Source organism: Paraburkholderia sp. DD10, assembly GCF_049177125.1.
Classification (GTDB): domain Bacteria; phylum Pseudomonadota; class Gammaproteobacteria; order Burkholderiales; family Burkholderiaceae; genus Paraburkholderia; species Paraburkholderia terricola.
Window position 1 is genome coordinate 3,262,997 of sequence record NZ_CP185393.1, and the last position, 25,296, is coordinate 3,288,292.

At 64.9% G+C, this 25,296-nt stretch carries 18 protein-coding genes, 1 tRNA gene and 2 riboswitches; of the genes, 10 read left to right on the plus strand and 9 right to left on the minus strand.

Features of this window, described 5'->3' with window-relative positions:
* Positions 1 to 106: 106 nt before the first annotated feature.
* From ACOCG7_RS30195 to ACOCG7_RS30205, 3 genes are all read right to left on the minus strand, one after another.
* Positions 107 to 514, minus strand: coding sequence for a CesT family type III secretion system chaperone (locus ACOCG7_RS30195; RefSeq protein ID WP_073427803.1), 408 nt, complete (start codon positions 512 to 514; stop codon positions 107 to 109).
* Positions 511 to 1,935 (minus strand): hypothetical protein, encoded by a 1,425-nt coding sequence (locus tag ACOCG7_RS30200; RefSeq protein ID WP_073427804.1) that lies wholly within the window; start codon positions 1,933 to 1,935, stop codon positions 511 to 513. The genes ACOCG7_RS30195 and ACOCG7_RS30200 overlap by 4 nt, the downstream gene beginning before the upstream one ends.
* Before the next feature lie 350 nt (positions 1,936 to 2,285).
* Positions 2,286 to 2,361 (minus strand) — tRNA-Arg (locus ACOCG7_RS30205).
* A 271-nt stretch (positions 2,362 to 2,632) separates the two neighbouring features.
* Here ACOCG7_RS30205 and ACOCG7_RS30210 point away from each other — a divergent pair.
* The gene (locus tag ACOCG7_RS30210) at positions 2,633 to 3,553 is read left to right on the plus strand and encodes a c-type cytochrome (protein ID WP_073427821.1); all 921 of its coding nucleotides are present in this window, start codon (positions 2,633 to 2,635) and stop codon (positions 3,551 to 3,553) included.
* 88 nt (positions 3,554 to 3,641) lie between these two features.
* Here ACOCG7_RS30210 and ACOCG7_RS30215 read toward each other — a convergent pair whose 3' ends face one another.
* Positions 3,642 to 4,223, minus strand: coding sequence for a hypothetical protein (locus tag ACOCG7_RS30215; RefSeq protein ID WP_073427822.1), 582 nt, complete (start codon positions 4,221 to 4,223; stop codon positions 3,642 to 3,644).
* Between the two features lie 177 nt (positions 4,224 to 4,400).
* A complete protein-coding gene (locus ACOCG7_RS30220; protein WP_073427823.1) occupies positions 4,401 to 6,491 on the minus strand; it encodes a UvrD-helicase domain-containing protein in 2,091 nt (696 codons plus the stop codon).
* 351 nt (positions 6,492 to 6,842) lie between these two features.
* On the opposite strand from ACOCG7_RS30220, the gene ACOCG7_RS30225 reads away from it, so the two are divergent.
* The 8 genes from ACOCG7_RS30225 to ACOCG7_RS30260 all read left to right on the plus strand — a co-directional run bounded on the left by ACOCG7_RS30225 (position 6,843) and on the right by ACOCG7_RS30260 (position 18,095).
* On the plus strand, positions 6,843 to 7,892 hold the full coding sequence (locus ACOCG7_RS30225; protein ID WP_073427824.1) for an oxidoreductase: 1,050 nt from the start codon (positions 6,843 to 6,845) through the stop codon (positions 7,890 to 7,892).
* A 156-nt stretch (positions 7,893 to 8,048) separates the two neighbouring features.
* Entirely contained in the window at positions 8,049 to 8,399 is a 351-nt protein-coding gene (locus ACOCG7_RS30230; protein ID WP_073427825.1) for a hypothetical protein, read from the plus strand.
* Between the two features lie 173 nt (positions 8,400 to 8,572).
* A riboswitch (glycine riboswitch) is annotated at positions 8,573 to 8,674 on the plus strand.
* A 33-nt stretch (positions 8,675 to 8,707) separates the two neighbouring features.
* A riboswitch (glycine riboswitch) is annotated at positions 8,708 to 8,860 on the plus strand.
* Positions 8,861 to 8,939: 79 nt separating this feature from the next.
* Positions 8,940 to 10,058: a glycine cleavage system aminomethyltransferase GcvT gene (gene gcvT / locus ACOCG7_RS30235; protein ID WP_073427826.1), complete on the plus strand. Its 1,119-nt coding sequence runs from the start codon at positions 8,940 to 8,942 to the stop codon at positions 10,056 to 10,058.
* Positions 10,059 to 10,121: 63 nt separating this feature from the next.
* Positions 10,122 to 10,502 (plus strand): glycine cleavage system protein GcvH, encoded by a 381-nt coding sequence (gene gcvH / locus ACOCG7_RS30240; protein ID WP_073427827.1) that lies wholly within the window; start codon positions 10,122 to 10,124, stop codon positions 10,500 to 10,502.
* Between the two features lie 70 nt (positions 10,503 to 10,572).
* Complete coding sequence (gcvP, locus tag ACOCG7_RS30245; RefSeq protein WP_073427828.1) at positions 10,573 to 13,509, plus strand: aminomethyl-transferring glycine dehydrogenase; 2,937 nt, start codon at positions 10,573 to 10,575, stop codon at positions 13,507 to 13,509.
* Positions 13,510 to 13,636: 127 nt separating this feature from the next.
* On the plus strand, positions 13,637 to 14,767 hold the full coding sequence (locus ACOCG7_RS30250; protein ID WP_073427829.1) for an alginate lyase family protein: 1,131 nt from the start codon (positions 13,637 to 13,639) through the stop codon (positions 14,765 to 14,767).
* A gap of 27 nt (positions 14,768 to 14,794) precedes the next feature.
* A complete protein-coding gene (locus ACOCG7_RS30255; protein WP_073427830.1) occupies positions 14,795 to 16,183 on the plus strand; it encodes an L-serine ammonia-lyase in 1,389 nt (462 codons plus the stop codon).
* Positions 16,184 to 16,382: 199 nt separating this feature from the next.
* Positions 16,383 to 18,095 carry a thiamine pyrophosphate-binding protein gene (locus tag ACOCG7_RS30260; protein WP_073427927.1) on the plus strand — a complete coding sequence of 571 codons (1,713 nt, stop codon included), beginning with the start codon at positions 16,383 to 16,385 and terminating at the stop codon, positions 18,093 to 18,095.
* 76 nt (positions 18,096 to 18,171) lie between these two features.
* On the opposite strand, the gene ACOCG7_RS30265 is transcribed toward ACOCG7_RS30260, so the two are convergent.
* From ACOCG7_RS30265 to putA, 4 genes are all read right to left on the minus strand, one after another.
* A complete protein-coding gene (locus ACOCG7_RS30265) occupies positions 18,172 to 18,792 on the minus strand; it encodes a hypothetical protein (RefSeq protein WP_200799505.1) in 621 nt (206 codons plus the stop codon).
* Between the two features lie 8 nt (positions 18,793 to 18,800).
* Positions 18,801 to 19,004: a hypothetical protein gene (locus ACOCG7_RS30270; RefSeq protein WP_227470911.1), complete on the minus strand. Its 204-nt coding sequence runs from the start codon at positions 19,002 to 19,004 to the stop codon at positions 18,801 to 18,803.
* 294 nt (positions 19,005 to 19,298) lie between these two features.
* Positions 19,299 to 20,447: a branched-chain amino acid ABC transporter substrate-binding protein gene (locus tag ACOCG7_RS30275; protein ID WP_073427832.1), complete on the minus strand. Its 1,149-nt coding sequence runs from the start codon at positions 20,445 to 20,447 to the stop codon at positions 19,299 to 19,301.
* 87 nt (positions 20,448 to 20,534) lie between these two features.
* A complete protein-coding gene (gene putA / locus ACOCG7_RS30280; RefSeq protein ID WP_073427833.1) occupies positions 20,535 to 24,473 on the minus strand; it encodes a trifunctional transcriptional regulator/proline dehydrogenase/L-glutamate gamma-semialdehyde dehydrogenase in 3,939 nt (1,312 codons plus the stop codon).
* A gap of 315 nt (positions 24,474 to 24,788) precedes the next feature.
* Here putA and ACOCG7_RS30285 point away from each other — a divergent pair, with 315 nt between their 5' ends.
* Positions 24,789 to 24,956, plus strand: a complete 168-nt coding sequence (locus ACOCG7_RS30285; protein ID WP_167363269.1) for a hypothetical protein — start codon at positions 24,789 to 24,791, stop codon at positions 24,954 to 24,956.
* Positions 24,957 to 25,296 lie beyond the last annotated feature (340 nt).

The following is a 25,296-nucleotide window of genomic DNA, read 5'->3' on the forward strand; positions in this document are numbered from 1 at the left end:
GCGCCCGCGCTCACCGGCCCGCAGCCATACTGCCGCGGCAAGCGTGATGACATGCCGGTCACCGCTTCGATGCGCGGCGTTCACGGCGTCCAGTGATCGGCGAAGGCTAACGGCGGGGGCCGCTTTCAACAACCTCGTCCTCACGCTCGTCCAGCAGCTCCGCGATCGTGCCGAGCAGGTCGGCCGCGCCGCGCGAGCCGTCGAGCGGGAAGAAGAGCACGTAGTGCAACCGCTCCGACTCCGGATCGAGGCCTACCGCGCCGTCCCATGCCGTCGCGGCATGCAGGTTCGCTTCCAGGGCGAGGCGGTACACCTCTTCGCGCTCGGCCGCTTGCAACTCGCCTAGCTCCACCTGAACGCGGACATGCAGCGGGTCCGTGCGCTCGTCGTAGCGAAGCGATACGACGTGCCCGCTCACGGCGAGTTGTCCGCTTTCGATGAGGTGGGCCGGGTCGCCGAGCCCGGCGATCTTGCAGATGTCGCCGATCAGCGCTGTGTAGTGGGCGTGACTCATCGATTGTTGACTCGCTGCAAGGTTTCCGCTCGGGTGTCTTCGCCGAGTACCGCGATCTTGCCGGGCGCGGGGTCTTTGCCTTGAAGCTGCCGCACAAGGCCTTTTATCTTGCCGGCAAACGATGGCGGTCTCGTCTCGCGATCCAATGCGTGAAAGACTTTCAGCGCCGCGGGTTCGTCTTCGGACGCAAGCTTGTGATCGTTCTTGATTGTGAAGAGAAGCTTGTTCTGCTTCAGCATTTTCTCGGCCATCTCCTTTTCCGTGGCGCCAGCCCGGGGGCTCTTCAATAGCTGCACCGTGTCCCATGCCGCCCCGTTGATCGAGCGTTGCCTATATAGGCGATGCGACTCAGGGCTCTCGGGCGTGTGGCCCTTCAGCTTCGCCGACGCGCGCTGCGGCGCATGGACCGGCCGTGCGACCGGCGACTTCAAGGCATGGCTCTCGTCGTCGATCTCGCGCGTCTCGGCTTGCGGCACGAATTGCACGCGCCGGGTCCGGCTCGGCCCCGCTTTGTCCGGTGACGCGGCAGGCTGCCCGGGACTCGAATGCACCGACTGGATTTCGGGTTCGCGCTCGGGCGACATGTCGTCGTGGCCGATCTCGGATGCGGACTCCGATCCGGTTTCCGATTCGGTTTCCGACTCGGATTCGGGCTGCCACGGCACGTCGTCGTTCTCGACGGGGCCATCCTCGCCGTTCGCCCATGCGTGCAATTGCGCTCGCAGCGTTTCGTCGTCGATGTGCATATGGCCGAAGCGCTGCTCGGCCGATTTAGCTACCGCGGCGCCGACACGAGCCGTGTGGGTTCTGAAAGCCTGTTCATAGGCCGCATCGGGCGGCAGCTTCTCCAGCCGCTGGCGTTCCAGCAGACCGAGCGGCCAGCCATAATCGCGCGGCACGTTCAGCGCGACCGGTGGCTTCGCAGCCTGTCTCGCCTGCTGCGAATCTGGCCGCGCACGCATCGTCAGCCGCCTCGCGAAGCGCCGGACCGCCTTGCCCGCACTGCCGATCGAGTGGGCCAGCGCGGCGCCGTCCACGTTCAGCAACGTGACCGGACGGCGGTTGGATTGTCCGTGTATCGATGTCGCGATAGTGCGGCGTTGAGTGGCATTCGCGCCATTCGCGCTCGTCGGCGCTGGTCCTTGGCCGCCTTTCGTCGCCTGTCGGCGGCTGGGATCGGACGCGGCGTGCGAGCCCTGCGTCGATGAGGCGGTCGGCAATTCGCCAGCACGCGGACGATGAGACGCCGCGCCGGACGGCCGCAATGCCGCGCTCAATCGGCTCAACGGCTGCAGGACTCCATTGCGCGAGCGCGTGCCGCTCGCTCCGGGCTGTTTCGTGTGCGTTTCGCCGTGGGATGTTTGAGACCGGTCGTCGACGGATGCTGGCGCGCGCACGTTGCTGCTGAGTCGGATACCCATGGTGTCCCTCGCTCAATGATGTATTGGGCATAGTAGGGTGGTGGATGGGCGTCGATGGTTCGGAGACGGCGAAGTCGGTGCGCCGGTAGCGAAACGAAGAACCGCGGGCGTTCGGTGGAGGTGGCGGTGTGTTTTGGTGTGTTGCAGCCAGGATAGAGGCAGGTTTGGGGCGGCGGTCTATGTGTTCCAGCTTTGCTGGTGAGCGGGTTCGCTTGTTTTCGGACTGGTGATGTGCGGGGTTCGATACAGCACCAGGCTGAAGGTGGTGATGGGCGGGGGAATGCGGATGCCGTAGGCAATAAAAAAGGGCTTCGCGCGAATCGCGTAAGCCCTTGATAAACAATACTCAGTGGTGCGCCCGGCTGGGATCGAACCAGCAACCCCTGCCTTCGGAGGGCAGTACTCTATCCATTGAGCTACGGGCGCTTCAACACGAAAGCGCGACAACCTGAACGGATGCGACGCCAAAGCGAGACCGAAAGAATACCCGGTTTCGGCCAAACCGTCCACCGGACGGCCCGTGAAGCGCTTTCCGGCGCCTTCGCGCCACTTCGTCCGATGCGGGTAAACGCCTGCTGAACACCTCGCCGCGGCCCTCGCCGTCGGCGAAAGCTTGCGTCTATAATCCTCCGTGGCCGATCAAGAAGAAGTTGCCGTCGCGCTGTACCGCTCACATACCCACGGAGACGAGACAAGCATGAGCGAAGCACCACACGGAGCCCCGATCAAAACCCCAGGACAGCTCATCGCCGCGGTCATCGCCGGGTTTGCTGTGCCGATCGTCATCATCGTCCTGCTGGCTTACTACGTCGACAATTCGACCCGCACCGGCGCCGGCACCGACAGTCTCTCCGAAGCCGAAGTCGCCTCCCGCATCAAACCCATCGCCCAGGTCGACATTCGCGACGCCAACGCGCCGCGCGTCTACAAGTCCGGCGAGGAAGTCTACAAGGCCGTGTGCGCCGCGTGTCACGCGTCGGGCACGGCGGGCGCGCCGAAATTCACCAATACCGCCGACTGGGCGCCGCGCATCGCTCAAGGCTTCGACACGCTGTTGCACACGGCGCTCGCCGGCAAGGGCGCGATGCCCGCGCGCGGCGGCACCAGTCCGGACGACTACAGCGACTTCGAAATCGCCCGCGCGGTGGCTTACATGGCGAACAATTCCGGCGCAAGCTTCCCCGAACCGGCGCAACCGGCAGCGGGTGCGGCCGCAGCCTCCGGCGCGGCCGCCACCTCGGACGCCACCGCCGCGGCAGCGGCTCCGGCAGGCGCTTCGGACGCAGCCGCGACCCAGGCCGCCGCCGCAATGGCGGCGCTGGCCAGCGTGCCGCAAACCGCCGCGCCGGCTGCAAGCGGCGCGCAAAGCGCGGACGCCTCGCAAGCGGGCAAGGCGCTCTATCAGCAGGTTTGCCAGGCGTGTCACGCGGCCGGCGTGCTGAACGCGCCGAAGTTCGGCGACAAGGAAGCCTGGGCGCCGCGCCTGAAAGAGCCGATGGACACCGTCTACAACTACGCGCTGCACGGCAAGGGCGCCATGCCGCCCAAGGGCGGTTCGACCGCACCCGACGCCGACGTGAAAGCCGCCGTCGACTACATGGTCAGTGCGGTGAAATAAGCGCTCTTCCAGCGCATATCGCCGATCGAAAAATCCCTGCTCCGTGGCGACACGGGCAGGGATTTTTTTATCCGCGAGGCGTCGGGATTCAAGCGCCGATATGCAACGCAACTGCGGCGGGAACGCTGAATCCCTCGACGAAAGCCAGCGCCGGCGTGGAACGAGCCAGCGCCGTGAAACGCGCATGCAGTTCAGCAGGAGCGAGCCACGGATAGCTCAACCCTTCCTGCAACGCATCGAGCAGGCCGCCATCGGCATCCGGCACCACGTCCATGCGCGCAATGTGAATGTGAAAGCCCGTAACAACCGGCGTCTGGTCGAAGCGCCATCGATACACGCCATGACCGACACGCAACGCGCCGCTCGTCCGCTCGCGCATCAGCACGAGCCACGGCAGCGCGTCGATCGCGCCGCCGTCCACCGTAAGCGCATCGCAGACGTAATAGGTGCGGCACCGCGCGTATTGCGCGCCGAAATCGCTGACGAGCGTTTGTGCAATCGCCCCCGCGCCGACGGTGCGCGCCGGAAACGCGATAGCTGAAGTGGCAAGCGAAATGGTGAGCACCGCGTCCGCGGCGAAAGCCTCGGCGATGCGCTGAGTACGCGTGTTGTCTTTCGCGTCGATGTAGGTTTCGAGTGCGCGGCGATAGGTTGCGAGCGGCGGCGTCATGCTAACGGTCTCCGGGTAACGGCCGTCAACGGTTCATTGACGAGCCGCGCCACTGTAGCGCGAGCGCCTAACAAAACCGCCGAAGCACCCGCCGCGCGCGGGGTCTTGCGAACGAAGCGAACGAAGCGAGCAAATCGAGCAAATCGAGCGCGGCGGCGTGCCCGCTCGCCGCCGCGCTCAAGGCTTCTGCAATAGCGCCTTCAAGCTCGCGAGCCGGTCTTTCGGCGACATCGGCGCTTCTTCCGCGGTGGGCGGCGGAGCATCGTCGAGCAGCATTTCGGGGATGAAGCGCGACGGCTCGCACACCACCGTCTCTCGCGCGCGCTTGCGCTTCTTGCACCAGTTCAGATGCAGGCTGCGCTGAGCCCGCGTGATCGCGACGTACATGAGGCGGCGTTCTTCCTCGATGCGCGCGTCGTCGATCGGTTCGTCCTCGGCGCCGCCACGGTGCGGCATGATGCCTTCCTCGACGCCGACCAGAAACACGTGCGGATACTCCAAACCCTTCGACGCGTGCACCGTCGACAGGCGCACCGCGTCGGGATCTTCCTCGCGGCCTTCGAGCATCGACATCAGCGCGACGGTCTGGATCAGGCCGAGCAGATTCTTGCCGGTGTCGCCGAGACCGTCGGCGGTGTCGTAGCCGGTGGCCTCGGCTTGCGCCGCGCCGTCCGGCTCGGCCTTGGTGCCCTTGCGCTTGAGCCATTCCATGAACTCCAGCACGTTCTGCCACTTGGACTGCGCCTGGCGTTCGTCGAAGGTGTCGTAGAGATACGCTTCGTAATGAATCGCGTCCATCAGTTCGTCGAGCAGCGGGCCGGCCGGATCTTTTTCCGCGCGATCGGTGAGGCGCTGCATGAAATCGCAGAACACGCGCATCGGCTCGATCTGGCGCGGCGACAGGCGCGCTTCGATCCCGCCCATGTAGACCGCTTCGAACAGCGACACCTTGGCCTGGCCCGCGAACGCGCCGAGCGCTTCGAGCGTCGTATTGCCGACGCCGCGCCGCGGCGTGGTGATCGCGCGGATGAACGCCGGGTCGTCGTTCGCGTTGGCGATCAGGCGCAGATACGCGCAGATGTCCTTGATCTCGGCTTTATCGAAGAACGACTGGCCGCCGGACAGCACATACGGAATGCGCTCGCGCCGCAGCACCTGTTCGAAGATGCGCGCCTGGAAATTGCCGCGATACAGGATCGCGTAGTCGCGGAAATTCGCGCGCCGTTCGAACTTGTGCGCCGACAGACGAAACACCACGGACTCGGCTTCGTGCTCTTCGTCGTTGCACGGCGTGACGGTGATCGAGTCGCCCATGCCGTGTTCGGACCACAGCTTCTTCTCGAACAGCTTGGGGTTGTTCGCGATCACGTTGTTCGCGGCAGTGAGAATGCGCACCGTCGAGCGGTAATTCTGCTCGAGCTTCACCAGATGCAGCTTCGGGAAATCCTTGCCGAGTTGCGCGAGGTTTTCCAGCGTCGCGCCGCGCCAGCCGTAGATGGCCTGGTCGTCGTCGCCCACCGCCGTGAATGCCGCGCGCGGTCCGGCCAGTTGCTTGAGCAATTCGTACTGGCACGCGTTGGTGTCCTGATACTCGTCGATCAGCAGATAGCGCAGCTTGTTCTGCCAGCGGTCGCGCACCGGCTCGTTGTTCGCGAAGAGCTCGGCGGGCAGGCGGATCAGATCGTCGAAATCCACTGCCTGATACGCGTGCAGCGTCGCCACGTAGTTGCGATAGACGATCGCGGCCTGATGCTCGTCCTCGTTCGCGGCGATCGCGATCGCTTCTTCCGGCATGATCAGGCCGTTTTTCCACAGCGAGATGATCGACTGGATCTTGCGGATGAAGCCCTTGTCCGTGGAGCCGACCTGCTCCTGGATCATGCCGAAGCAGTCGTCCGAATCCATGATCGAGAACTGCGGCTTCAGGCCGACGTGTTCCGCCTCCTGCCGCAGAATCTGCACGCCGAGCGAGTGGAAGGTGCACACCGTCAACTGGTTGACCGGCACTTTGCGGCCTTCCTTGCCGGGCGTGGTGAGCGTCTTGCCTTCGAGCAGTTTGCCCACGCGCTCGCGCATTTCCGCCGCGGCCTTGTTCGTGAACGTGACGGCGGCGATGTGGCGCGGCTCGAAGCCCTTGGCTTCGATCAGGTGCGCGATTTTCTGCGTGATCACGCGCGTCTTGCCGCTGCCTGCGCCGGCGAGCACGAGACACGGACCGTCGAGATAACGGACCGCTTCATTTTGAGCGGGGTTCAGGCCTGCGGACATCGTCTGTGGATGGGTAATGCGGTTGAGCGCGGCGGTTTGGGAGCGCTTGGCTGCGGAGTCGCCAGGACCGAGGCCCGGGGGCATGCCGCAGCGGCTGGAACGGGCGCCTCGTGTGGGACAGAGGGGCATTCCGGCTGGCAGCGATTCGCGCGAGAGGAGCGATGTTAACACGGAAGTCTCCGGCGGCTGAGTGCGATAAAAACAGCGACCAGGCACCCCGACGCGCATGCGCTCAGCCGGTCTTCCAGGCTCGCCGCCAACCGTCTCCCGGCAGCCCATGCCACAATTACGTCGTTGCGCGCCGCCGCCGCGGTGGCAAAGCGGCGCGCCGTTTTTTGCAGGAAGACACGCATGTCCGCATCGCTGAAGATTGGATTGATGGGTTACGGTTTTGCCGGCGCGACCTTTCATGCGCCGGTGATCGACCACTGCGGGCGCGCGAGCGTCGCGGCCATCGCCACGGGCCAGCCCGAGCGCGCGCTCGCCGATTATCCGCACGCCAAGGTGGTGGCCGATCTCGACGCGCTGCTGGCGCTCGACGAAATCGAGTGCGTCGTGATCGCGACGCCCAACGACACGCACTTCGACCTCGCGCGCCGCACGCTGGAAGCGGGCAAGCACGTGGTGGTCGACAAGCCGGTCACGTTGAGCGCCGCCGACGCCCATACGCTCGCCAACATCGCACTCGCTCACTGCAAGCTGTTCGTGCCATTTCACAACCGCCGCTGGGACGGCGATTTTCTGACTGTGCGAGACCTGCTCGCCAGCGGAAAGCTGGGCCGCGTCACGCAATACGAATCGCATTTCGACCGCTTCCGTCCGGAGGTGAGGCAGCGCTGGCGCGAGGAGGCTTCGCGCGGCGGCGGCCTGCTGTTCGACCTCGGCCCGCATCTGATCGACCAGGCGCTGGCGCTGTTCGGCCCGCCGCAAACCGTGTCGGCCACGGTGCGCACGCATCGCGACCAGGCGAGCGCGCCGGACTACGTGCACATTCAGTTGGGGTACGGCGGGTCCGAGGTGGTGCTGCATGCGAGCGCGTTGACCGCGCTGATCGCGCCGAGATTCGCGATCCACGGCACGCGCGGCAGCTATGTGAAATACGAGCTCGACACGCAGGAAGACCAGTTGAAGGCCGGCTTGCGGCCAGGCGAAGACGGCTTCGGCGCGGGCAACGCGGCAGGCATCATGCGTGTGCTGGAAGGCGATCAGGAAGTCGAGCGCGAAGTGCCGACGCGCAATGGCGATTACGTCGGTTTCTATGTCGCGTTGGCCGACGCGATCCAGAACGGCGTGAAGTTCCCCGTCAGCCCTCAGGACGCGGTCGACGTGATGACGATCATCGAGCTTGCGGCGCGCAGTTCGGAAGAAGGCATCCGGTTGCCGTTCGAGCGCATTCGTTGACTGGTTGCGTACGCAGCGCCGCGCGGACAGAAAACCTGACGGTCCCGAAAGGAACATAACGTTACAAATAACGCCGCGCGCCCGGTCAGCGCGAAGCTTCGGTGAGCCGTTGCTACTCCAGCAGTACGAGAAACGACAACGACTTCTGGAGAGCCCATGCCCCGTCTCATTCGCGCACTTGTCGCCTGCGCCTTGCTCAGTTCGCTCGCCGCCTGCGTGGTGGCGCCGCAACCCGCATCGGCGCCGCGTCCCAGCCCGCAGCAGATCGCGGACCAGCGTCTGCACCAGGTCGAAGGCCGCATCGACAACCTGGGCCGCCGCATCGACAACCGCGTGAATCAGGGCTACTACCCGCCACCGCAAGGCGGCGCGCTGCATCACCGGCTGGACGTGATCCGCCAGGAAGCGCGCGACATGGCCGCGCAACACGGCGGCGGCCTGTCCGGCGACGAACAGCGCGTGCTGAATCAGGAGCTGGACAACGCGGCGCGCGCCATCGGCGAATAGTCGCGCGATCGGCACCCGTCGCGCCGGCTCGGCTTCGAGCATGAAAACCGGCAGCAAGCGCGCGCGGCGCACGTCCCGCGCGCTTTTTTTTGATGCGCGGGATCCCGCCGCGTCAACCGCCACGCCCCTTGCGGGCCTTTATTTGACAAGCCCCCGGCCCTCGCGTACATTCGCCGCACGCGTCGGGAGAGCGCGCTGGCCGCTGAAAACCGCAGGCCGCGCCGCCGAAGGGGCACACCCGCAAACTCTCAGGCAAAAGGACCGACCGCGTCGAAAAACCCGCGTCCAGGCAACATCGAGGGCTAGGTTTTTCGCACTCTGGAGAGCGGCAGTAGCCGTCTGCATCGTCTAAAGCGTGCAGGTTCGGCAAGCTGCCCACCGAAGGGGCGCGCGTTCACCGTGATCCGGCAAGCCGGCCGCGGCAGCGCAATCTCTCAGGTATCGAGGACAGAGGGGTCATGCAGAACCACGCTCGCAGGCACACGCCGCGAGGCGTCGCGCCGCATGGCCTTTTTTGTTTCGCGAGATGCCAGAGGCCCCATGACCGAACTCAAACACACCCCGCTCAACGCCACCCATCGTGCGCTCAACGCCCGCATGGTCGATTTCGGCGGCTGGGACATGCCCGTCAACTACGGCTCGCAAATCGACGAACACCGCGCCGTGCGCACCGACGCCGGCATGTTCGACGTCTCGCACATGTGCGTCGTCGATTTCACCGGCGAGCGCGTGCGCGCCTTCTTCGAATATGCGCTGGCGAACAACGTCGGCAAGCTGCAAACGCCGGGCCGCGCGCTTTACTCCTGTCTGCTGAATCCGAATGGCGGCGTGATCGACGATCTGATCGTCTATTACTTCGGCGAGGACCACTTTCGCGTGGTCGTCAACGCGGGCACCGCCGACAAGGACATCGCCTGGTTCGGCCAGCTCAACGCCGAAGGCAGCTATGGCCTCACCATCACGCCGCGCCGCGATTACGCGATCGTCGCCGTGCAAGGCCCGAACGCGCGCGAAAAAGCCTGGCAAACCGTGCCGGCCGCGCGCGCCGCCACCGAAGCGCTGAAGCCCTTCAACGCCGCGCGCATCATGGAAACGCCGTTCGGCGAGCTGACCGTCGCGCGCACCGGCTACACCGGCGAAGACGGCTTCGAAATCATCGTTCCGGCCGATCACGTGATCGCGCTGTGGAACGCGCTGCAAGCGCAAGGCGTGCGCCCGGCCGGTCTCGGCGCGCGCGACACGCTGCGCCTCGAAGCCGGCATGAACCTGTACGGCCAGGACATGGACGACAACGTCTCGCCGCTCGACGCCGGCCTCGCCTGGACCGTCGACCTGGCCTCGCCGCGCGACTTCGTCGGCAAGGGCAAGCTGGAAGCCGAGGGCTCGAAGGCGGCGTTCGTCGGCCTGATCCTGCAAAAGGACAACGGCAAGGCGGCGGGCGTGCTGCGTGCTCACCAAAAAGTCGTCACGCCGCAGGGCGTTGGCGAAATCACCAGCGGCACTTTTTCCCCGACCATGCAGGAATCGATCGCCTTCGCGCGCGTGCCGAAAGGCGTGCAGCCAGGCGACACCGTTCACGTGCAGATCCGCGACAGAGCCCTCCCCGCAAGCGTGGTAAAACTGCCGTTCGTGCGCAACGGCAAAGTGCTCGCGGTTTAAGCAGCCGGCGCGTGCGTCATACCTTTTAAGCCCATACCGAATCACACCGCATAGGAGCATCCGATGAGCATCCCGGCCGATCTGAAATACACCGAATCGCACGAATGGGTCCGTACCGAAGCGGACGGCACGCTGACGGTCGGCATCACCGACCACGCGCAGGAAGCGCTCGGCGACATCGTCTTCTTCGAAGTCCAGGAACTGGGCAAGACCGTGACCGCCGGCGACACCGTCGCGGTGATCGAATCGGTGAAGGCCGCTTCCGATATCTACGCGCCGGTCTCGGGCGAGATCATCGAGGCGAATACGGCCGTGGCCGACACGCCGGATTCGGTCAACACCGCGCCGTACGAAAGCTGGCTCTTCAAGATCAAGCCCGCTTCGGACGCCGCGCAAGATCGTCTGATCGACGCCGACGCGTACTCAAAGTCCATCGGCGCCTGATACACCTACTCGTTTAAACCGTCAGGTGCGGCGGCCGCGAGGCGTGGCGCGCCGCACCGCCAGGAACACCATGAAGCTCGAACACCCGGATCGTCTGATGAACCGCACTCCTCTCTCGCTCGCCGCGCTCGAAGTGCACGACGCCTTCGCCGAACGGCACATCGGCCCGGATTCGGCCGACCAGCAGTCGATGCTGGAAGCCCTCGGCTTCGCGTCGCGCGCCGCGCTGATCGACGCCGTCATTCCGAAGACGATCCGCCGCACCGAAACGCTGCCGCTCGGCCCCTTCGCGCAACCGAAGAGCGAAGCCGAAGCGCTCGCCGCGCTGCGCGAACTCGCGGACAGGAACCAGGTGTTCCGCTCGTACATCGGGCAGGGCTATTACAACGCGCACACGCCGACGGTGATCTTGCGCAACGTGCTCGAAAATCCGGCGTGGTACACGGCTTACACGCCGTATCAGCCGGAAATCTCGCAAGGCCGTCTGGAAGCGCTGTTGAACTTCCAGCAGATGATCGTCGACCTGACGGGTCTCGCGATCTCGAACGCGTCGCTGCTCGATGAAGCGACCGCCGCCGCCGAAGCGATGACGCTGCTGCAACGCATCGGCAAGCCGAAGTCGAACGTGTTCTTCGTCGCCGACGACGTACTGCCGCAAACCATCGAAGTGGTGAAGACGCGCGCCACGCCGGTCGGCATCGAAGTGAAAGTGGGCCCGGCCGCCGAAGCCGCGAACGCCAACGCGTTCGGCGTGCTGCTGCAATATCCGGGCGTGAACGGCGACGTGCGCGACTACCGCGCGCTCACCGAGGCGATCCACGCGGCAGGCGGCCATGTGGTCGCCGCCGCCGATCTGCTCGCGCTCACCGTGCTCACGCCGCCGGGCGAATGGGGCGCGGACGTGGCCGTCGGCAATACGCAGCGCTTCGGCGTGCCGGTCGGCTTCGGCGGCCCGCATGCGGCTTACCTCGCGGTGCGCGATGAGTTCAAGCGTCAAATGCCGGGGCGTCTGGTCGGCGTGACGGTCGACGCGCAAGGCAATCCCGCGCTGCGTCTCGCGCTGCAAACGCGCGAGCAGCATATCCGCCGCGAGAAGGCGACCTCGAACGTCTGCACCGCGCAAGCGCTGCTCGCGATCATGGCCAGCATGTACGCGGTGTATCACGGGCCGCACGGTCTCAAGACGATCGCGCTGCGCGTGAACCGCATCGCCGCGCTGCTGGCTGCGGGCGCGAAGCAACTCGGCTACACGCTCGTCAACGAAACCTTCTTTGACACGCTGACGTTCGAAACCGGCGCGCGCACGCAAGCGCTGCACGACGCCGCAACCGCGAGGCGCATCAATCTGCGCCGCGTGAGCGACACGCAAGTCGGCCTGTCGATCGACGAAACCACTTCGCGCCGCGATCTGGCCGACCTGCTCGCGGTGTTCGCGCAAGCGGCCTTCGTCAGCGACGTACCGCAAATCGATGCGCTCGATGCGGCCCTCGCCGCGTCGAACGCCGCCTCGGTGCCGGCCGCGCTGGAACGCACTAGCGCGTATCTCACGCATCACGTGTTCAATCGCCATCATTCGGAAACGGAAATGCTGCGCTATCTGCGCAGCCTGGCGGACAAGGACCTCGCGCTCGACCGCTCGATGATCCCGCTCGGCTCGTGCACGATGAAGCTGAACGCGACCTCCGAAATGCTGCCGGTCACGTGGCCCGAATTCGGTCAGATTCATCCGTTCGCGCCGGCCGAGCAAACCGTCGGCTACCGCGAGATGATCGATCAGCTCGAAGCGATGCTGGTCGCGGCCACCGGTTACGCCGCGGTGTCGCTGCAACCGAATGCGGGTTCGCAAGGCGAGTACGCGGGTCTGTTGATCATCCACGCTTATCACGCGTCGCGCGGCGAAGCGCATCGCAACGTGTGCCTGATTCCGGCTTCGGCGCACGGCACCAACCCGGCATCGGCGCAAATGGCCGGCATGCAGGTCGTGGTGGTCGCCTGCGACGCGCAAGGCAACGTCGATATCGAAGACCTGAAGAAGAAGGCCGGTCAACACGCCGACAAGCTCGCGGCGATCATGATCACGTACCCGTCCACGCACGGCGTGTTCGAGCAGAACGTGCGTGAAATCTGCGAGATCGTGCACGCGCACGGCGGCCAGGTTTACGTGGACGGCGCGAACATGAACGCAATGGTCGGCTTGACCGCGCCGGGCCAGTTCGGCGGCGACGTCTCGCACCTGAACCTGCACAAGACTTTCTGCATTCCGCACGGCGGCGGCGGACCGGGCGTCGGTCCGGTCGCGGTCGGCGCGCATCTCGCGCAGTTTCTGCCGAACCAGATTTCGTCGGGCTATGAGCGCGCGCCGAACGGCATCGGCGCGGTGTCGGGTGCGCCGTACGGCTCCGCGTCGATTCTGCCGATCTCGTGGATGTACATCGCGATGATGGGCGCGAAGAATCTCACGGCCGCCACCGAAACTGCGATTCTCAATGCGAACTACGTCGCGAAGAAACTCGCGCCGCATTATCCGGTGCTGTATTCGGGCCCGGGTGGACTGGTCGCGCACGAGTGCATTCTCGATCTGCGTCCCATCAAGGAGACGAGCGGCATCACCGTCGACGACGTCGCCAAGCGCCTCGCCGACTACGGTTTCCACGCGCCGACCATGAGCTTCCCGGTGCCGGGCACGCTGATGGTCGAGCCGACCGAATCGGAGTCGAAGGAAGAACTCGACCGCTTCATCGAAGCGATGATCGCGATCCGCGAGGAAATCCGCGCGGTCGAAGACGGCCGCTCCGACCGCGAGGACAATCCGCTCAAGCACGCGCCGCATACGGCGGCGGTGGTCATCGCCAACGAATGGACGCATGCGTATGCGCGCGAAACCGCCGCATATCCGCTGCCCACGCTGATCGCGAAGAAGTACTGGCCGCCGGTGGGCCGCGCGGACAACGTGTACGGCGACCGCAATCTGTTCTGTTCGTGCGTGCCGGTCGCGGACTACGAGTAAGGGCGAGTGGCCCGCGCACTGTCCGCGGGCCGTAAGCGGGCGGTGCGCGGCGCCGTCCGCGGTTCTGTCGTTCATGGCCGCAAACGGCTAACATCACACACCGAATCAGCCTAACGAGGAGTTTCGCATGGCGCGAAAGGTGCGATTGATGCAAAGCCGGGCCGAAACAGGGCGAACCCACGCGCGGCGGCGAACATGGGCGATCTTGCTGGCTGGCGCAGCCGTGCTGCTGCCGCTCGGGCAAGCGCAGGCCGCGATGAATTTTTGTGCAGCGCCCGCGCTGCAAACCAGTGAACGCACGAACGCCGATCCTGGCGTGAAGGCGCTGGTGAGCAACGTGCAGGCGCATCTGAACGACCCGCCGCATGCGCAGGCCAGGCTGCACACCGAAGGTTCGCTGCCGCATGAAGGCATCTACGACCAAAGCGTCGAGGCGGAGAAAGATCTCGATCTTTTGCGCGACGCCGCGCTTGCATGGCGCGCCACCAGCGACGACCGTTATCTCAAGCTCGTCGATCGCTTGCTGTTCGCGTGGGTCACGACGTATCAACCGGGTTTCAACCCGATCGACGAAACGCGTTTCGAAGGCCTGATCCTCGCCTACGACATGACCGCGAGCGCGCTGCCCGTGAAAACGCGCAACGCGTCGATGGCCTTTCTGACGAAACTCGCGAACGGCTACATCGAGCAGATCGACGCGCAGCCGCGTCCGTTGAAGGGCACCTACCGGAACAACTGGCAGAGCCACCGGATCAAGCTGATCGCAATGGCCGCGTTCACGCTCGACAACCGCAAGATGATCAACGCGGCCCAGCGTCTGTTCGTCGAGCATATCGGCGACAACATCGCGCCGGACGGATCGACCGTCGATTTCGGCGAACGCGACGCGCTGCACTACGTCACCTACGACTTGCAGCCGCTCGTCACGGCCGCGCTGTCCGCCCGCCGCCACAACCGCAACTGGCTGCCGGAGAAGGGGCTGAACGGCGCGTCGCTGCAAGCCGCGCTTAACTGGCTCACGCCGTATGCGGACGGCAGCAAGACGCATGAGGAATTCGTGCGTTCGAGCGTCCCGTTCGATGCCAAACGTCGCGAGGCCGGCTTGCCGGGCTATTCGGGCCAGTGGGATCCGAAGAACGCGACGGAACTGTTTCACCTGGCGGCGCGTCTCGACGGACGCTATACGCCGATCGCGCTACAGCTCGCACCGACGCCGCCCGCATGGCTCGCCGTGTGTTTGCCGCTGTCGGCGCGCTAAACCAACTTTCCATCAGCAGGAGCAGTAATGGCAGTCAGCGTGTTCGACCTTTTCAAAATCGGCATTGGTCCGTCCAGCTCGCATACGGTCGGGCCGATGCGCGCGGCGCTGATGTTCGTTCAGGGGCTCGAACGCGATGGGCTGCTCGATGCGACCGCCTCGGTGAAAGTGGACTTGTATGGCTCGCTCGGCGCGACGGGCAAGGGCCACGGCACGGATCGCGGCGTGATGCTCGGCCTGATGGGCGACGCGCCCGACACCGTCGACCCGGAGACGATCGCACAGCGGCTCGACGCGGTGCGAAGCTCGCGCAAGCTCGCCTTGCTCGACACGCACGAGGTGCCGTTCGTGCAGAAAGACCATATTTCGTTTTATCGCCAGGCGCTGGCCGAGCATCCGAACGGCCTGACGCTGCGCGCGTTCGATGCGCAAGGCGAGACGTTGCGCGAGTCGACGTATCTGTCGGTGGGCGGCGGTTTCGTGGTGACGGCCGGCGCGCCGAATACCAAGGTGCTGAGCGCCGTCGATCAATTGCCACATTCGTTTCGCAGCGGCAACGAGTTGCTCGCGCTGTGCGAGTCGACCGGCAAGAGCATCGCGCAATTGATGTGGGAAAACGAACGCGTGTGGCACACGGAAGAAGAGACGCGCGCGGGCCTGCTGAAGATCTGGGACGTGATGCAGTCGTGCGTGGCGCGCGGTTGCGGCATCAACAACCCGGACGCCGACGGCAATCTGCCCGGCCCGTTCCAGGTGAAGCGCCGCGCGCCGCAGTTGTATCGCACGCTGTCCGGCAATCCCGAGCTTGCGCTGCGCGATCCGCTGTCGATGGTCGACTGGATCAATCTGTACGCGATCGCGGTGAACGAAGAAAACGCGGCGGGCGGGCGTGTCGTCACCGCGCCGACCAACGGCGCGGCCGGCATCATTCCGGCGGTGCTGCATTACTACACGCGCTTCATGCCAGGCTCGAATCAGCAGGGCGTGATCGACTTCCTGATGACGGCGGCGGCGATCGGCATTCTGTACAAGCTGAACGCGTCGATTTCGGGCGCGGAAGTGGGGTGCCAGGGCGAGGTCGGCGTCGCCTGTTCGATGGCGGCCGGCGCGCTCGCCGCCGTGATGGGCGGCACGCCCAGGCAGGTCGAGAACGCGGCGGAAATCGGCATGGAACACAACCTCGGGCTGACGTGCGATCCGGTCGGCGGCATGGTGCAGATTCCGTGTATCGAGCGCAATGCGATGGCCTCGGTGAAGGCGGTCAACGCGGCGCGCATGGCTTTGCGCGGCGACGGCAGTCATTATGTATCGCTCGATTCGGTGATCAAGACCATGCGCGAAACCGGCGCGGATATGAAGACCAAGTACAAGGAAACGTCGCGCGGCGGTTTGGCGGTGAATATCGTCGAGTGCTGAACGCGGCGCTTTAAGGCGAAGGACGACGCGGGCCACGGCCCGCGTTTTTATTGCCGTGCCGCCGGCGCTTCGCGCTTGCGCCGAATCGTGGCATCGCATGCGCGCTCGGCGTAAGCTGTCGGTTCGCGCATTTGGCTTGATCAAGCCGGATGCGGCAAACCCGATCGCACCCATCGCAATGCCTGGAGGCTTCATCGCAATGCCGCTCGCTTCTGACTCTTCCGCCGCCGCGCACGCCACCGGCGCGCGTCTCATCGTCGATGCCTTGCTGACGCACGGCGTCGAGCGTGTTTTCTGCGTACCAGGTGAGAGCTTTCTCGCTGTTCTCGATTCGCTGCACGACGAAACCGAGCGCATTCAAACCATCGTCTGCCGTCACGAAGCGGCCGCGGCGAACATGGCCGAGGCCGTCGGCAAATTGACCGGCCGCCCTGGCGTGGCGATCGTCACGCGCGGGCCGGGGGCGACGCATGCGTCGATCGGCGTGCACACCGCGTTTCAGGATTCCACGCCGATGATTCTGCTGATCGGCCAGTGCGCGCGCGGGCATCTGGACCGCGAGGCCTTTCAGGAGATCGACTACCGGCGCATGTTCGGTCAGATGGCGAAGTGGGTCGCGCAAATCGACGATGCCACGCGCATTCCCGAATATCTCAGTCATGCGTTCCATGCCGCGACATCGGGACGGCCCGGGCCGGTCGTACTGTCGTTGCCGGAAGACGTATTGAGCGATGCCTGTGCGGTCGTCGCCGGCGCGCCGGCTTATCAACGCGTGGCGGCGTCGCCGTCGGCCGCGCAAATCGAGAAGCTGCGCGAGTTGCTCGAACGCGCGCAACGGCCGATGCTGATCGCGGGCGGCAGCGGCTGGACACCTGAGGCATGTGCGGACCTGCAACGCTTCGTCGAGAACTGGCGGCTGCCGGTCGGCTTGGCGTTCCGCTTCCAGGACACGCTCGATAATGAGCACCCGAACTATGCCGGCGACGTCGGCCTCGGCATCAATCCGGCGCTGGCGCAGCGTATCCGCGATGCGGATTTGCTGCTCACGTTCGGTCCGCGTTTAGGCGAGGCAACGACGAACGGCTACACGCTGCTCGACATTCCCAAGACGAAGCAGACGCTGGTGCACGTGCATCAAGGCGCGGAAGAGCTGGGGCGTGTGTACGCCGCCGACTTGCCGATCGTCTCGGGCATGCCGGAACTGGCGGCGATGCTTGCGGCGTTGCTGCCTTCATCGGCGGATGCGTTGCCGTGGAGCGGAGCGGCGGAAGAAGCGCATCGCGCGTATCTGGAGTGGCGCAAGCCGCGCCCGATTCCCGGCGACGTGCAAATGGGCGAAGTGATCGAGCAATTGCGCGCGCATCTGCCGGAAGACGCGATTCTCACCAACGGCGCGGGCAATTACGCGACGTGGCTGCATCGGCATTTTTCGTATCGCCACTATCGCTCGCAACTCGCGCCGACGAGTGGCGCGATGGGCTACGGCGTGCCGGCGGCGATCGCGGCCAAGTCGATGTATCCACAGCGTGCCGTGGTGGCGCTTGCCGGCGACGGCTGCTTCATGATGTCCGCGCAGGAGTTGGCCACCGCGATGCAGTACGACCTGCATGTGATTTTCATCGTCGTGAACAATGGTCACTTCGGCACGATCCGCATGCATCAGGAACGGCACTATCCGAATCGCGTGCACGGCACGGGGCTGACGAACCCGGATTTCGCGGCGTTCGCGCGCTCGTTCGGCGCGCATGGCGAAACGGTGACGCGCACCGACGAATTCATTCCGGCGCTGCATCGTGCGATGGAGGCGAAACGCGCGGCGTTGATCGAGATTCGGATGCCGCAGGAGGCGAGCACGCCGGGCGCGACGTTGGAGCAGATTCGGGAGCAGGGGCGGAAGCTGCGCGGCGAGTGAGGGGCTGGGGCTTGTGGGGGATGCGCTGCGGCTCCACGTCCCGCTGGGCATTTCGCCCGGGCATACAGCACATGGGCTATGCGTATATCACCGACAACGCGCCCAGTTCCTTCATCAAGGCCGGCTTGTGCGATTCGATCACGTCGGCTTGAATTTGATAGATGACAGACTTGATGACTTCAGTCTGGCTCATGTCTGTGTCGTGCATCAATGTCTTCAAATCTTCGGCGATGCGAGGCGTCACCTTCATCGAAAGGCGCCGGCGTGCCGCGCCGCGGCGCTCCTTGAAACGTTCAGATGCCGACCGATGCGCCTTTATCAGCCTTGCGCGCGGATATTCGCCGGATGCAAACCGATGCAAGTAAAGCGTCATGAGCACCTTGCGAAACTCGGTTGAACTCGCGCCGTCCACCATATAAGCGGCCAGGTCGAGAATGTCCAGATAGATGGCCGGCAATTGGGCCTCGATCGGCCTGACTTCCTTCTGCCGCGCTTCCCGAATAGCCGGCGTGGACTGCGCGGGAACCGCCACGACCCGGTCGCACACGTTGCACACCGCCGCGAGGATGTTCTTCACCTCGCCTTTGCCGTCGCTGAATGGCACGTCACGCCGGGCGAACGTCGTGCTCACGAGCTGCTTGCAATGGCTGCAGATCGCCCTGCTTTTGTCGCCTTCCTCGTACAGTTTCATCTTCATGGCTTAACTCACTGATGCACGCTGATAAACACGGTTTCCGGATCGCCCACGAAGTAAAACTTCACGTACCAGCCGCCGGATTCGATGATATGGACATCAATCGACGCAATGCTGTGGTGAGGTGACGAGCGATATTGCGTGCCGTCGCTACGGGTGATGAGAGCCTCGACGAACTGAGCGCTGATTTGTCCAGTCGACAAAAGGTTTTTCACATTGATGCCAGATCGGGCCTCATGCTGAAACCGCCCCGACCTGAGTGCCGCAATGACTGCCCGCTTCACTTGCCTGTATTTGCCTGGTATCGACAACCGCGCCTCCCATTATACGACGCCTCTCGTACGAAACGCGCGGTGTTGATTTCGCGCCTCCCAACGCATTGTCGATGAACTTTTTTTCGGGAGAAGGCGACCTACGGGAACTCAAGCCCGTCATGTGTCCGGCCACCATAAAAAAACCCCGCCGAAGCGGGGTTCCCATGAACGTCGAAACAAGCAGCAAAACCGTGCTTACTTTCCGCCCACGCTTTGCAGCGTCGTCCACTTGCCGTCGACAACCTTGTACAGCGTGATGCCGCCGTTCTTCAGGTCGCCCTTGCTGTCGTACGCAAGATTCGCCGACGTCACCGCCGGCATCGAGGTCTTGGCGAGCACCGGCAGATACTTGGCCGGATCGGTCGAGTTCGCCTTCTTCATCGCGTCGAACATCGCCATTGCACCGTCGTAGGCGTACGGCGAATACGTTTGCACGTCTTCGTTGAAACGCTTCTTGTACTTCGCGACGTAGTCCTTGCCGCCCGGCATTTCTTCCAGCGGCAAGCCGGCGAGCGATGCCACCGTGCCGTTCGCCGCGTCGCCCGCGAGCTTGATGAAGGTCGGCGTGTGGACCATTTCACCGCCCATCAGCGGCGCCTTGATGCCGAGCGCCTTCATCTGCTTGACCATCGGCGCCGCTTGCGAATCCGCGCCGCCGTAATAGATCAGGTCGGGGTTGGCCGACTTCAGCTTGGTCAGGATCGACTTGAAGTCCACGGCCTTGTCGTTCGTGAACTCACGATCGACGATCGTGCCGCCGGCGGCCTTCGCGGCCTTTTCGAACTGATCGGCGAGACCTTGGCCGTAGGCCGTGCGGTCGTCGACGATCACGATCTTCTTCATGCCGAGGGTCTTCACCGCGAATGTGCCGGCGACCGAACCTTGCTGCGTGTCGGACGTCATCATGCGGAAGGTGGTCTTGAAGCCTTGCTGCGTGTATTCCGGCGCCGTCGCCATGGCGATTTCGGGGATGCCCGCGTTCGCGTAAATGCGCGAAGCCGGAATCGTGGTGCCCGAATTGAAGTGGCCGAGCATGCCCTTGATGCCGTCGTCCACCAGCTTCTGCGCGACGGTCGTGCCGGTGCGCGGATCGGCCTGGTCGTCGGCCGAATCGAGCACGAAGCGAACCTGCTTGCCGCCGATCACCGGCTTGGTCGCGTTCATGTCTTCCACCGCCAGCGTGATGCCGTTCTGGAAGTCCTTGCCGTAGTGCGCCTGCGCGCCCGTCATCGGACCGGCGAAACCGATCTTCACGTCTTCCGTCGATTGAGCGTTGGCCGTCCCCGCCAGCGACATTGCCGCAACCAGCGCTGCGCCTGCCAGCTGTTTCATCTTGTGTTGCATAGCTTCTCCTTGGTACCAGGTGTGGATGGAGCGGTTTCGGGGTCGCCGTACCGCTTCCGTTTTATTGAGGGAATCGACGAGGTTCGCTCAGCCGATCGTCATCAAATTCGCATTACCGCCGGCTGCCGCCGTATTCACGCTGACCGAGCGTTCCGTCAACAGACGCTCGAGCGCGTAGTCCTCGTCGCCGCTTTCCAGCGCGCCCGCCGCGACACCCTGCACCGAGACGATCGGCCCAGGACGCTTGGCGACCTCCTTCACCAGCGTCAGCAGTTCGTCGCTGTCGCCTTCGAACAGCACGGCGTCGAAAGGCGTCTCGGCGCTTTTCTTCACGCTCGCATACGGCTTGAGCGGCGCGGGCAGCCGCGACACCAATTGTTCACCAGCCGCGCCGTCGAACAAGGCGCGATTTCCCGTAGCCAGCGCCGCGGCGAACTGCACGCGCGCGCCGCTCGCCGTCGACGCGACACACAGCACCGTGCCGCGCGCGCCCAGCGTGTAGGTGTTGCGCTCGCCGGTGGGCCCCGACAATACCGCGGTCGCGCCCGCCGGCATATGCGACAGATAACCGTCGCAGCGTGCGGCCAGTTGCGGCTCGCGTTCGTCGATCAGCCAGTCGCGCAGCGCGGTCAATGCGGCGGACGGATTGTCGCTGTTTTCGGCAGCCTTCGGTGCATCCGCGACCAGCGCCTGCGCGAGCGACTTCGGCAAGCCGGCCGGACGCGTCGCCAGCAAACGCTGCAAATACAGCGCGCCGCCCGCCTTCGGTCCCGTTCCCGACAAGCCTTCGCCGCCGAACGGCTGCACGCCGACCACCGCGCCGATCACGTTACGGTTCACGTAGATGTTGCCGACATGCGCACGGCCGATCACGTGAGCGATGGTTTCGTCGATGCGCGTATGAATGCCGAGCGTGAGGCCATAACCCGTCGCGCGGATCTGTTCGAGCAGCTTGTCCAGTTGGCTGCGGCGGTAACGCACCACGTGCAGCACCGGGCCGAACACTTCGCGCTTGAGTTCGTCGATGCTGTCGAGCTCGATCAGCGTCGGCGGCACGAAAGTGCCTTGCGCGCCGCCTTCCGGCATCGGCAGTTGCTCGACCTTGCGGCCTTTCTCGCGCATCGCCGCGATATGCGCGTCGATGCCGCGCTTCGCGTCGAGGTCGATTACGGGCCCCACGTCGATCGACAGGCGATCGGGATTGCCCACGGCCAGTTCGCGCATCGCGCCGGTCAGCATCTCGAGCGTACGGTCCGCGACGTCGTCTTGCAGACAAAGAACGCGTAGCGCGGAACACCGTTGACCGGCGGAGTCGAACGACGATTGCAGCACGTCCGCCACCACCTGCTCGGCGAGCGCCGACGAGTCGACGATCATCGCATTCTGGCCGCCGGTTTCGGCGATCAGCGGAATCGGCTTGCCTTCGGGATCGAGGCGATTCGACAGCGTCTTGTTGATCAGCCGCGCGACTTCGGTCGAGCCGGTGAACATCACGGCGCGCGTGCGCGGATCGGCGACCAGTGCAGCGCCGACCGTTTCGCCATCGCCCGGCAGCAGTTGCACCGCGCCCGTCGGCACGCCGGCTTCGCGCAGAATGCGCACGGCTTGCGCGGCGATCAGCGGCGTTTGCTCGGCCGGTTTCGCGAGCACCGTGTTGCCGGCGGCGAGCGCCGCGGCCACCTGGCCCATGAAAATCGCCAGCGGGAAGTTCCACGGGCTGATACAGACGACAGGACCGAGCGGACGGTGCGTGTCGTTGGAAAATTCGCTGCGGATCTGCGTGGAGTAATAGCGCAGGAAGTCGATCGCTTCCCGGATTTCCGACACCGCGTTCGCCAGCGATTTGCCCGCTTCGCGCACGACCAGGCCCATCAGCGTGTGCATCTGCGCTTCGAGCAGGTCGGCGGCACGCGCGAGGCAATCGGCGCGCGCGTCGACCGGCGTGGCCTGCCAGATCGGCGCGGCGGCAACCGCGTGCGCCAGGGCCGCGCTCACGTGTTCCGAGGTTGCTTCGATCACCGTGCCGACGAGATCGCGGTGATCCGCCGGATTGCGCACGTCGCGTGCGACACCACGGGTAGCCACGGCGATTTCGTTGTCGTCGAGCATCGGCGCGGCGCGCCACGGATGATGCGCGCTCGCGAGCAACGCCGAGGACAACGACGCCAGCCGATGCTCGTTCGACAGATCGAGGCCCATCGAATTGAGCCGCTCCGAACCGAACAGGTGGCGCGGCAGCGGAATCTTCGCGTGCGGCGCGCCGAGCGGCACGATCTTCGATGCTTCCTCGACGGGGTCGGCGATCAGGTCCTTGATCGCGACGTTTTCATCGGCGATGCGGTTCACGAACGACGTGTTCGCGCCGTTTTCAAGCAGACGGCGCACGAGGTACGCGAGCAGCGTTTCGTGCGTGCCGACCGGCGCATACACGCGGCACGGACGGTTCAGCTTGTCGCGGCCGGTGACTTCCTCGTAGAGCGGCTCGCCCATGCCGTGCAGGCATTGGAACTCGTACTGGCCGGGATAGTAGTTGTTGCCCGCGAGGTAATAGATCGCCGAAAGCGTATGCGCGTTGTGCGTGGCGAACTGCGGATAAACCGCGTCCGGCGCGCCGAGCAGCTTCTTCGCGCAGGCGAGATACGACACGTCCGTATAGATCTTGCGCGTGTAGACCGGATAGCCTTCGAGGCCGTCCACTTGCGCGCGCTTGATTTCGGTGTCCCAGTACGCGCCCTTCACGAGGCGCACCATGATCCGGTGACGGCTGCGGCGCGCCAGATCGACGATGTAGTCGATCACGAACGGGCAGCGCTTCTGATACGCCTGCACCACGAAACCGATGCCGTTCCAGCCGGCCAGTTCGGGATCGAAGCACAGCGCCTCAAGCAGATCGAGCGAGATTTCGAGGCGGTCGGCTTCTTCGGCGTCGATGTTCAGGCCGATGTCGTAGCGGCGCGCGAGGATCGCCAGCGAGCGCACGCGCGGCAGCAGTTCGCTCATCGTGCGCTCCTGCTGCGAGCGCGAGTAGCGTGCGTGCAGCGCCGAGAGCTTGATCGAGATGCCCGGGCCTTCGTAGATGCCGCGGCCGCCGGCGGCCTTGCCGATCGCGTGGATCGCCTGTTCGTACGACGCGTAGTAGCGCTGCGCGTCGGCTTCGGTGGTGGCGGCTTCGCCGAGCATGTCGTACGAGTAGCGAAAGCCGCGCGCTTCGTACTTGCGGCTGTTGGCGAGCGCCTCGGAAATGTTCTCGCCCGTGACGAATTGCTCGCCCATCAGACGCATCGCCATGTCGACGCCCTTTCGGATCAACGGCTCGCCGCCCTTGCCGATCAAACGGGTGAGCGCCGACGAAAGGTTCGTTTCGCTATTGGTCGTCACCAGCTTGCCGGTGATCATCAAGCCCCAGGTGGCGGCGTTGACGAACAGCGACGGCGCCTGGCCGACGTGCGATTTCCAGTCGCCCTTGCTGATCTTGTCGCGGATCAGCGCGTCGCGCGTGGCGCGGTCGGGAATGCGCAGCAGTGCTTCGGCGAGACACATCAGCGCCACGCCTTCCTGGCTCGACAGCGAGAATTCGTGGATCAGCCCTTCGACGCCGCCGCCCTTGCTTTTGGCGCGCAGCGCCTCGACGAGCTTGCCGGCCATGGCTTGCACGTCGCCCGCGAGATTGGCCGGCACGCGCGCCTGACCGAGCAGGAAGGGCACGCACTCCGGCTCGGGACGGCGGTACGCGGCGGTGATCGCCGCGCGCAGCACTGATTGCGGCTGCACGTTCTGCGCGAATTCGAGGAACGGGTGCGAGGCACCGTCTTCGTCGTTTTCGACCGCCACGCCGTCGGCCAGGTCGGCCGAACCGGTTGCGCCCGACAGTTCGGGGGGCAGCTGACCATGCTCGATCTTTTCGAGGTACGCGAAGATCGCCTGCTTGATCAGCCAGTGCGGAGTGCGTTCGAGGCGGGTGGCGGCATCTTTCAGCCGGGAACGCAGGAGGTCGTCGACCTTGACGCCAAGGGTGGTGCTAGCCATGTTTCCTTCTTCGGATACCAGACGAATCGCGCTGGCGAAAGACTAAAAGTTGAGCGAATCCTACGCTTCCCAAAAAAAAGGTGCAACCCTGCTCGATGGATGGTTGCACCTCTTTAAAAGCCCTGTACGGCGGGGGTTTCCGCGCGATGGGGCGGCGCGCGGCAACGGCGGTGGCGCTCAGTACTTTCCCTGGCGTGTTTCTTTTTGCATTTACCCTTATCAGAGTCACTGCGCGTGCCGTTATACAGGACACAGCGGACGCGGGCCTCACGGCACGCACACAAAAACAGTACGGGGTTTCAGAGGACTCGGGAAATGGAAAAGTGGCTGGTGGTATTGGGCATCTGGATGATGTGCGCGACTTGCGCGGTGCTGTTCATTCGCGGCGCGACGGGCGGCTCGGGCAAGCGGGTCTCCAACGCACGCACGCGCCCGGCTTCGCGTGCATCGGCGGGCGACGCGCGGGCCGCGCTGAACGATTAAGGGCTAAGCCGCCCGGCGACTCGCGATCGACATAGCGGCGCCGATCTTCCGAGTGACAGCGAAGCGAGCATGGAACGCACCGCCGGGTTGGCGTTTGGCGGCGAACGGGTGTGCGCGCCTCGGTTGGGACGACCGGCTTGAACTGGGCGAGCGCGTCGCCGGCCGACCCGGGCTGGTCATGCAGACGGCAACGCCGCCTGTCCTCCAGGCTCGCGCGATCCAGAACCCGAAACAGCGAGACCGGCATGCTCTGCTCGAGTGAATATCGATCTTCGGCGCGATACCGGCAGCTTGCGCAGCGGGGCGCACACGCCGCCTCGCGTGCGTCGGCGGTGCTGGC

Bases quoted from the DNA above. Each gene is read 5' to 3' on its own strand.
- ACOCG7_RS30195 (WP_073427803.1), bottom strand. From the start codon at position 514: ATGAGTCACGCCCACTACACAGCGCTGATCGGCGACATCTGCAAGATC.
- ACOCG7_RS30200 (WP_073427804.1), bottom strand. From the start codon at position 1,935: ATGGGTATCCGACTCAGCAGCAACGTGCGCGCGCCAGCATCCGTCGAC.
- ACOCG7_RS30210 (WP_073427821.1), top strand. From the start codon at position 2,633: ATGAGCGAAGCACCACACGGAGCCCCGATCAAAACCCCAGGACAGCTC.
- ACOCG7_RS30215 (WP_073427822.1), bottom strand. From the start codon at position 4,223: ATGACGCCGCCGCTCGCAACCTATCGCCGCGCACTCGAAACCTACATC.
- ACOCG7_RS30220 (WP_073427823.1), bottom strand. From the start codon at position 6,491: ATGTCCGCAGGCCTGAACCCCGCTCAAAATGAAGCGGTCCGTTATCTC.
- ACOCG7_RS30225 (WP_073427824.1), top strand. From the start codon at position 6,843: ATGTCCGCATCGCTGAAGATTGGATTGATGGGTTACGGTTTTGCCGGC.
- ACOCG7_RS30230 (WP_073427825.1), top strand. From the start codon at position 8,049: ATGCCCCGTCTCATTCGCGCACTTGTCGCCTGCGCCTTGCTCAGTTCG.
- gcvT (WP_073427826.1), top strand. From the start codon at position 8,940: ATGACCGAACTCAAACACACCCCGCTCAACGCCACCCATCGTGCGCTC.
- gcvH (WP_073427827.1), top strand. From the start codon at position 10,122: ATGAGCATCCCGGCCGATCTGAAATACACCGAATCGCACGAATGGGTC.
- gcvP (WP_073427828.1), top strand. From the start codon at position 10,573: ATGAAGCTCGAACACCCGGATCGTCTGATGAACCGCACTCCTCTCTCG.
- ACOCG7_RS30250 (WP_073427829.1), top strand. From the start codon at position 13,637: ATGGCGCGAAAGGTGCGATTGATGCAAAGCCGGGCCGAAACAGGGCGA.
- ACOCG7_RS30255 (WP_073427830.1), top strand. From the start codon at position 14,795: ATGGCAGTCAGCGTGTTCGACCTTTTCAAAATCGGCATTGGTCCGTCC.
- ACOCG7_RS30260 (WP_073427927.1), top strand. From the start codon at position 16,383: ATGCCGCTCGCTTCTGACTCTTCCGCCGCCGCGCACGCCACCGGCGCG.
- ACOCG7_RS30265 (WP_200799505.1), bottom strand. From the start codon at position 18,792: ATGAAGATGAAACTGTACGAGGAAGGCGACAAAAGCAGGGCGATCTGC.
- ACOCG7_RS30275 (WP_073427832.1), bottom strand. From the start codon at position 20,447: ATGCAACACAAGATGAAACAGCTGGCAGGCGCAGCGCTGGTTGCGGCA.
- putA (WP_073427833.1), bottom strand. From the start codon at position 24,473: ATGGCTAGCACCACCCTTGGCGTCAAGGTCGACGACCTCCTGCGTTCC.
- ACOCG7_RS30285 (WP_167363269.1), top strand. From the start codon at position 24,789: ATGGAAAAGTGGCTGGTGGTATTGGGCATCTGGATGATGTGCGCGACT.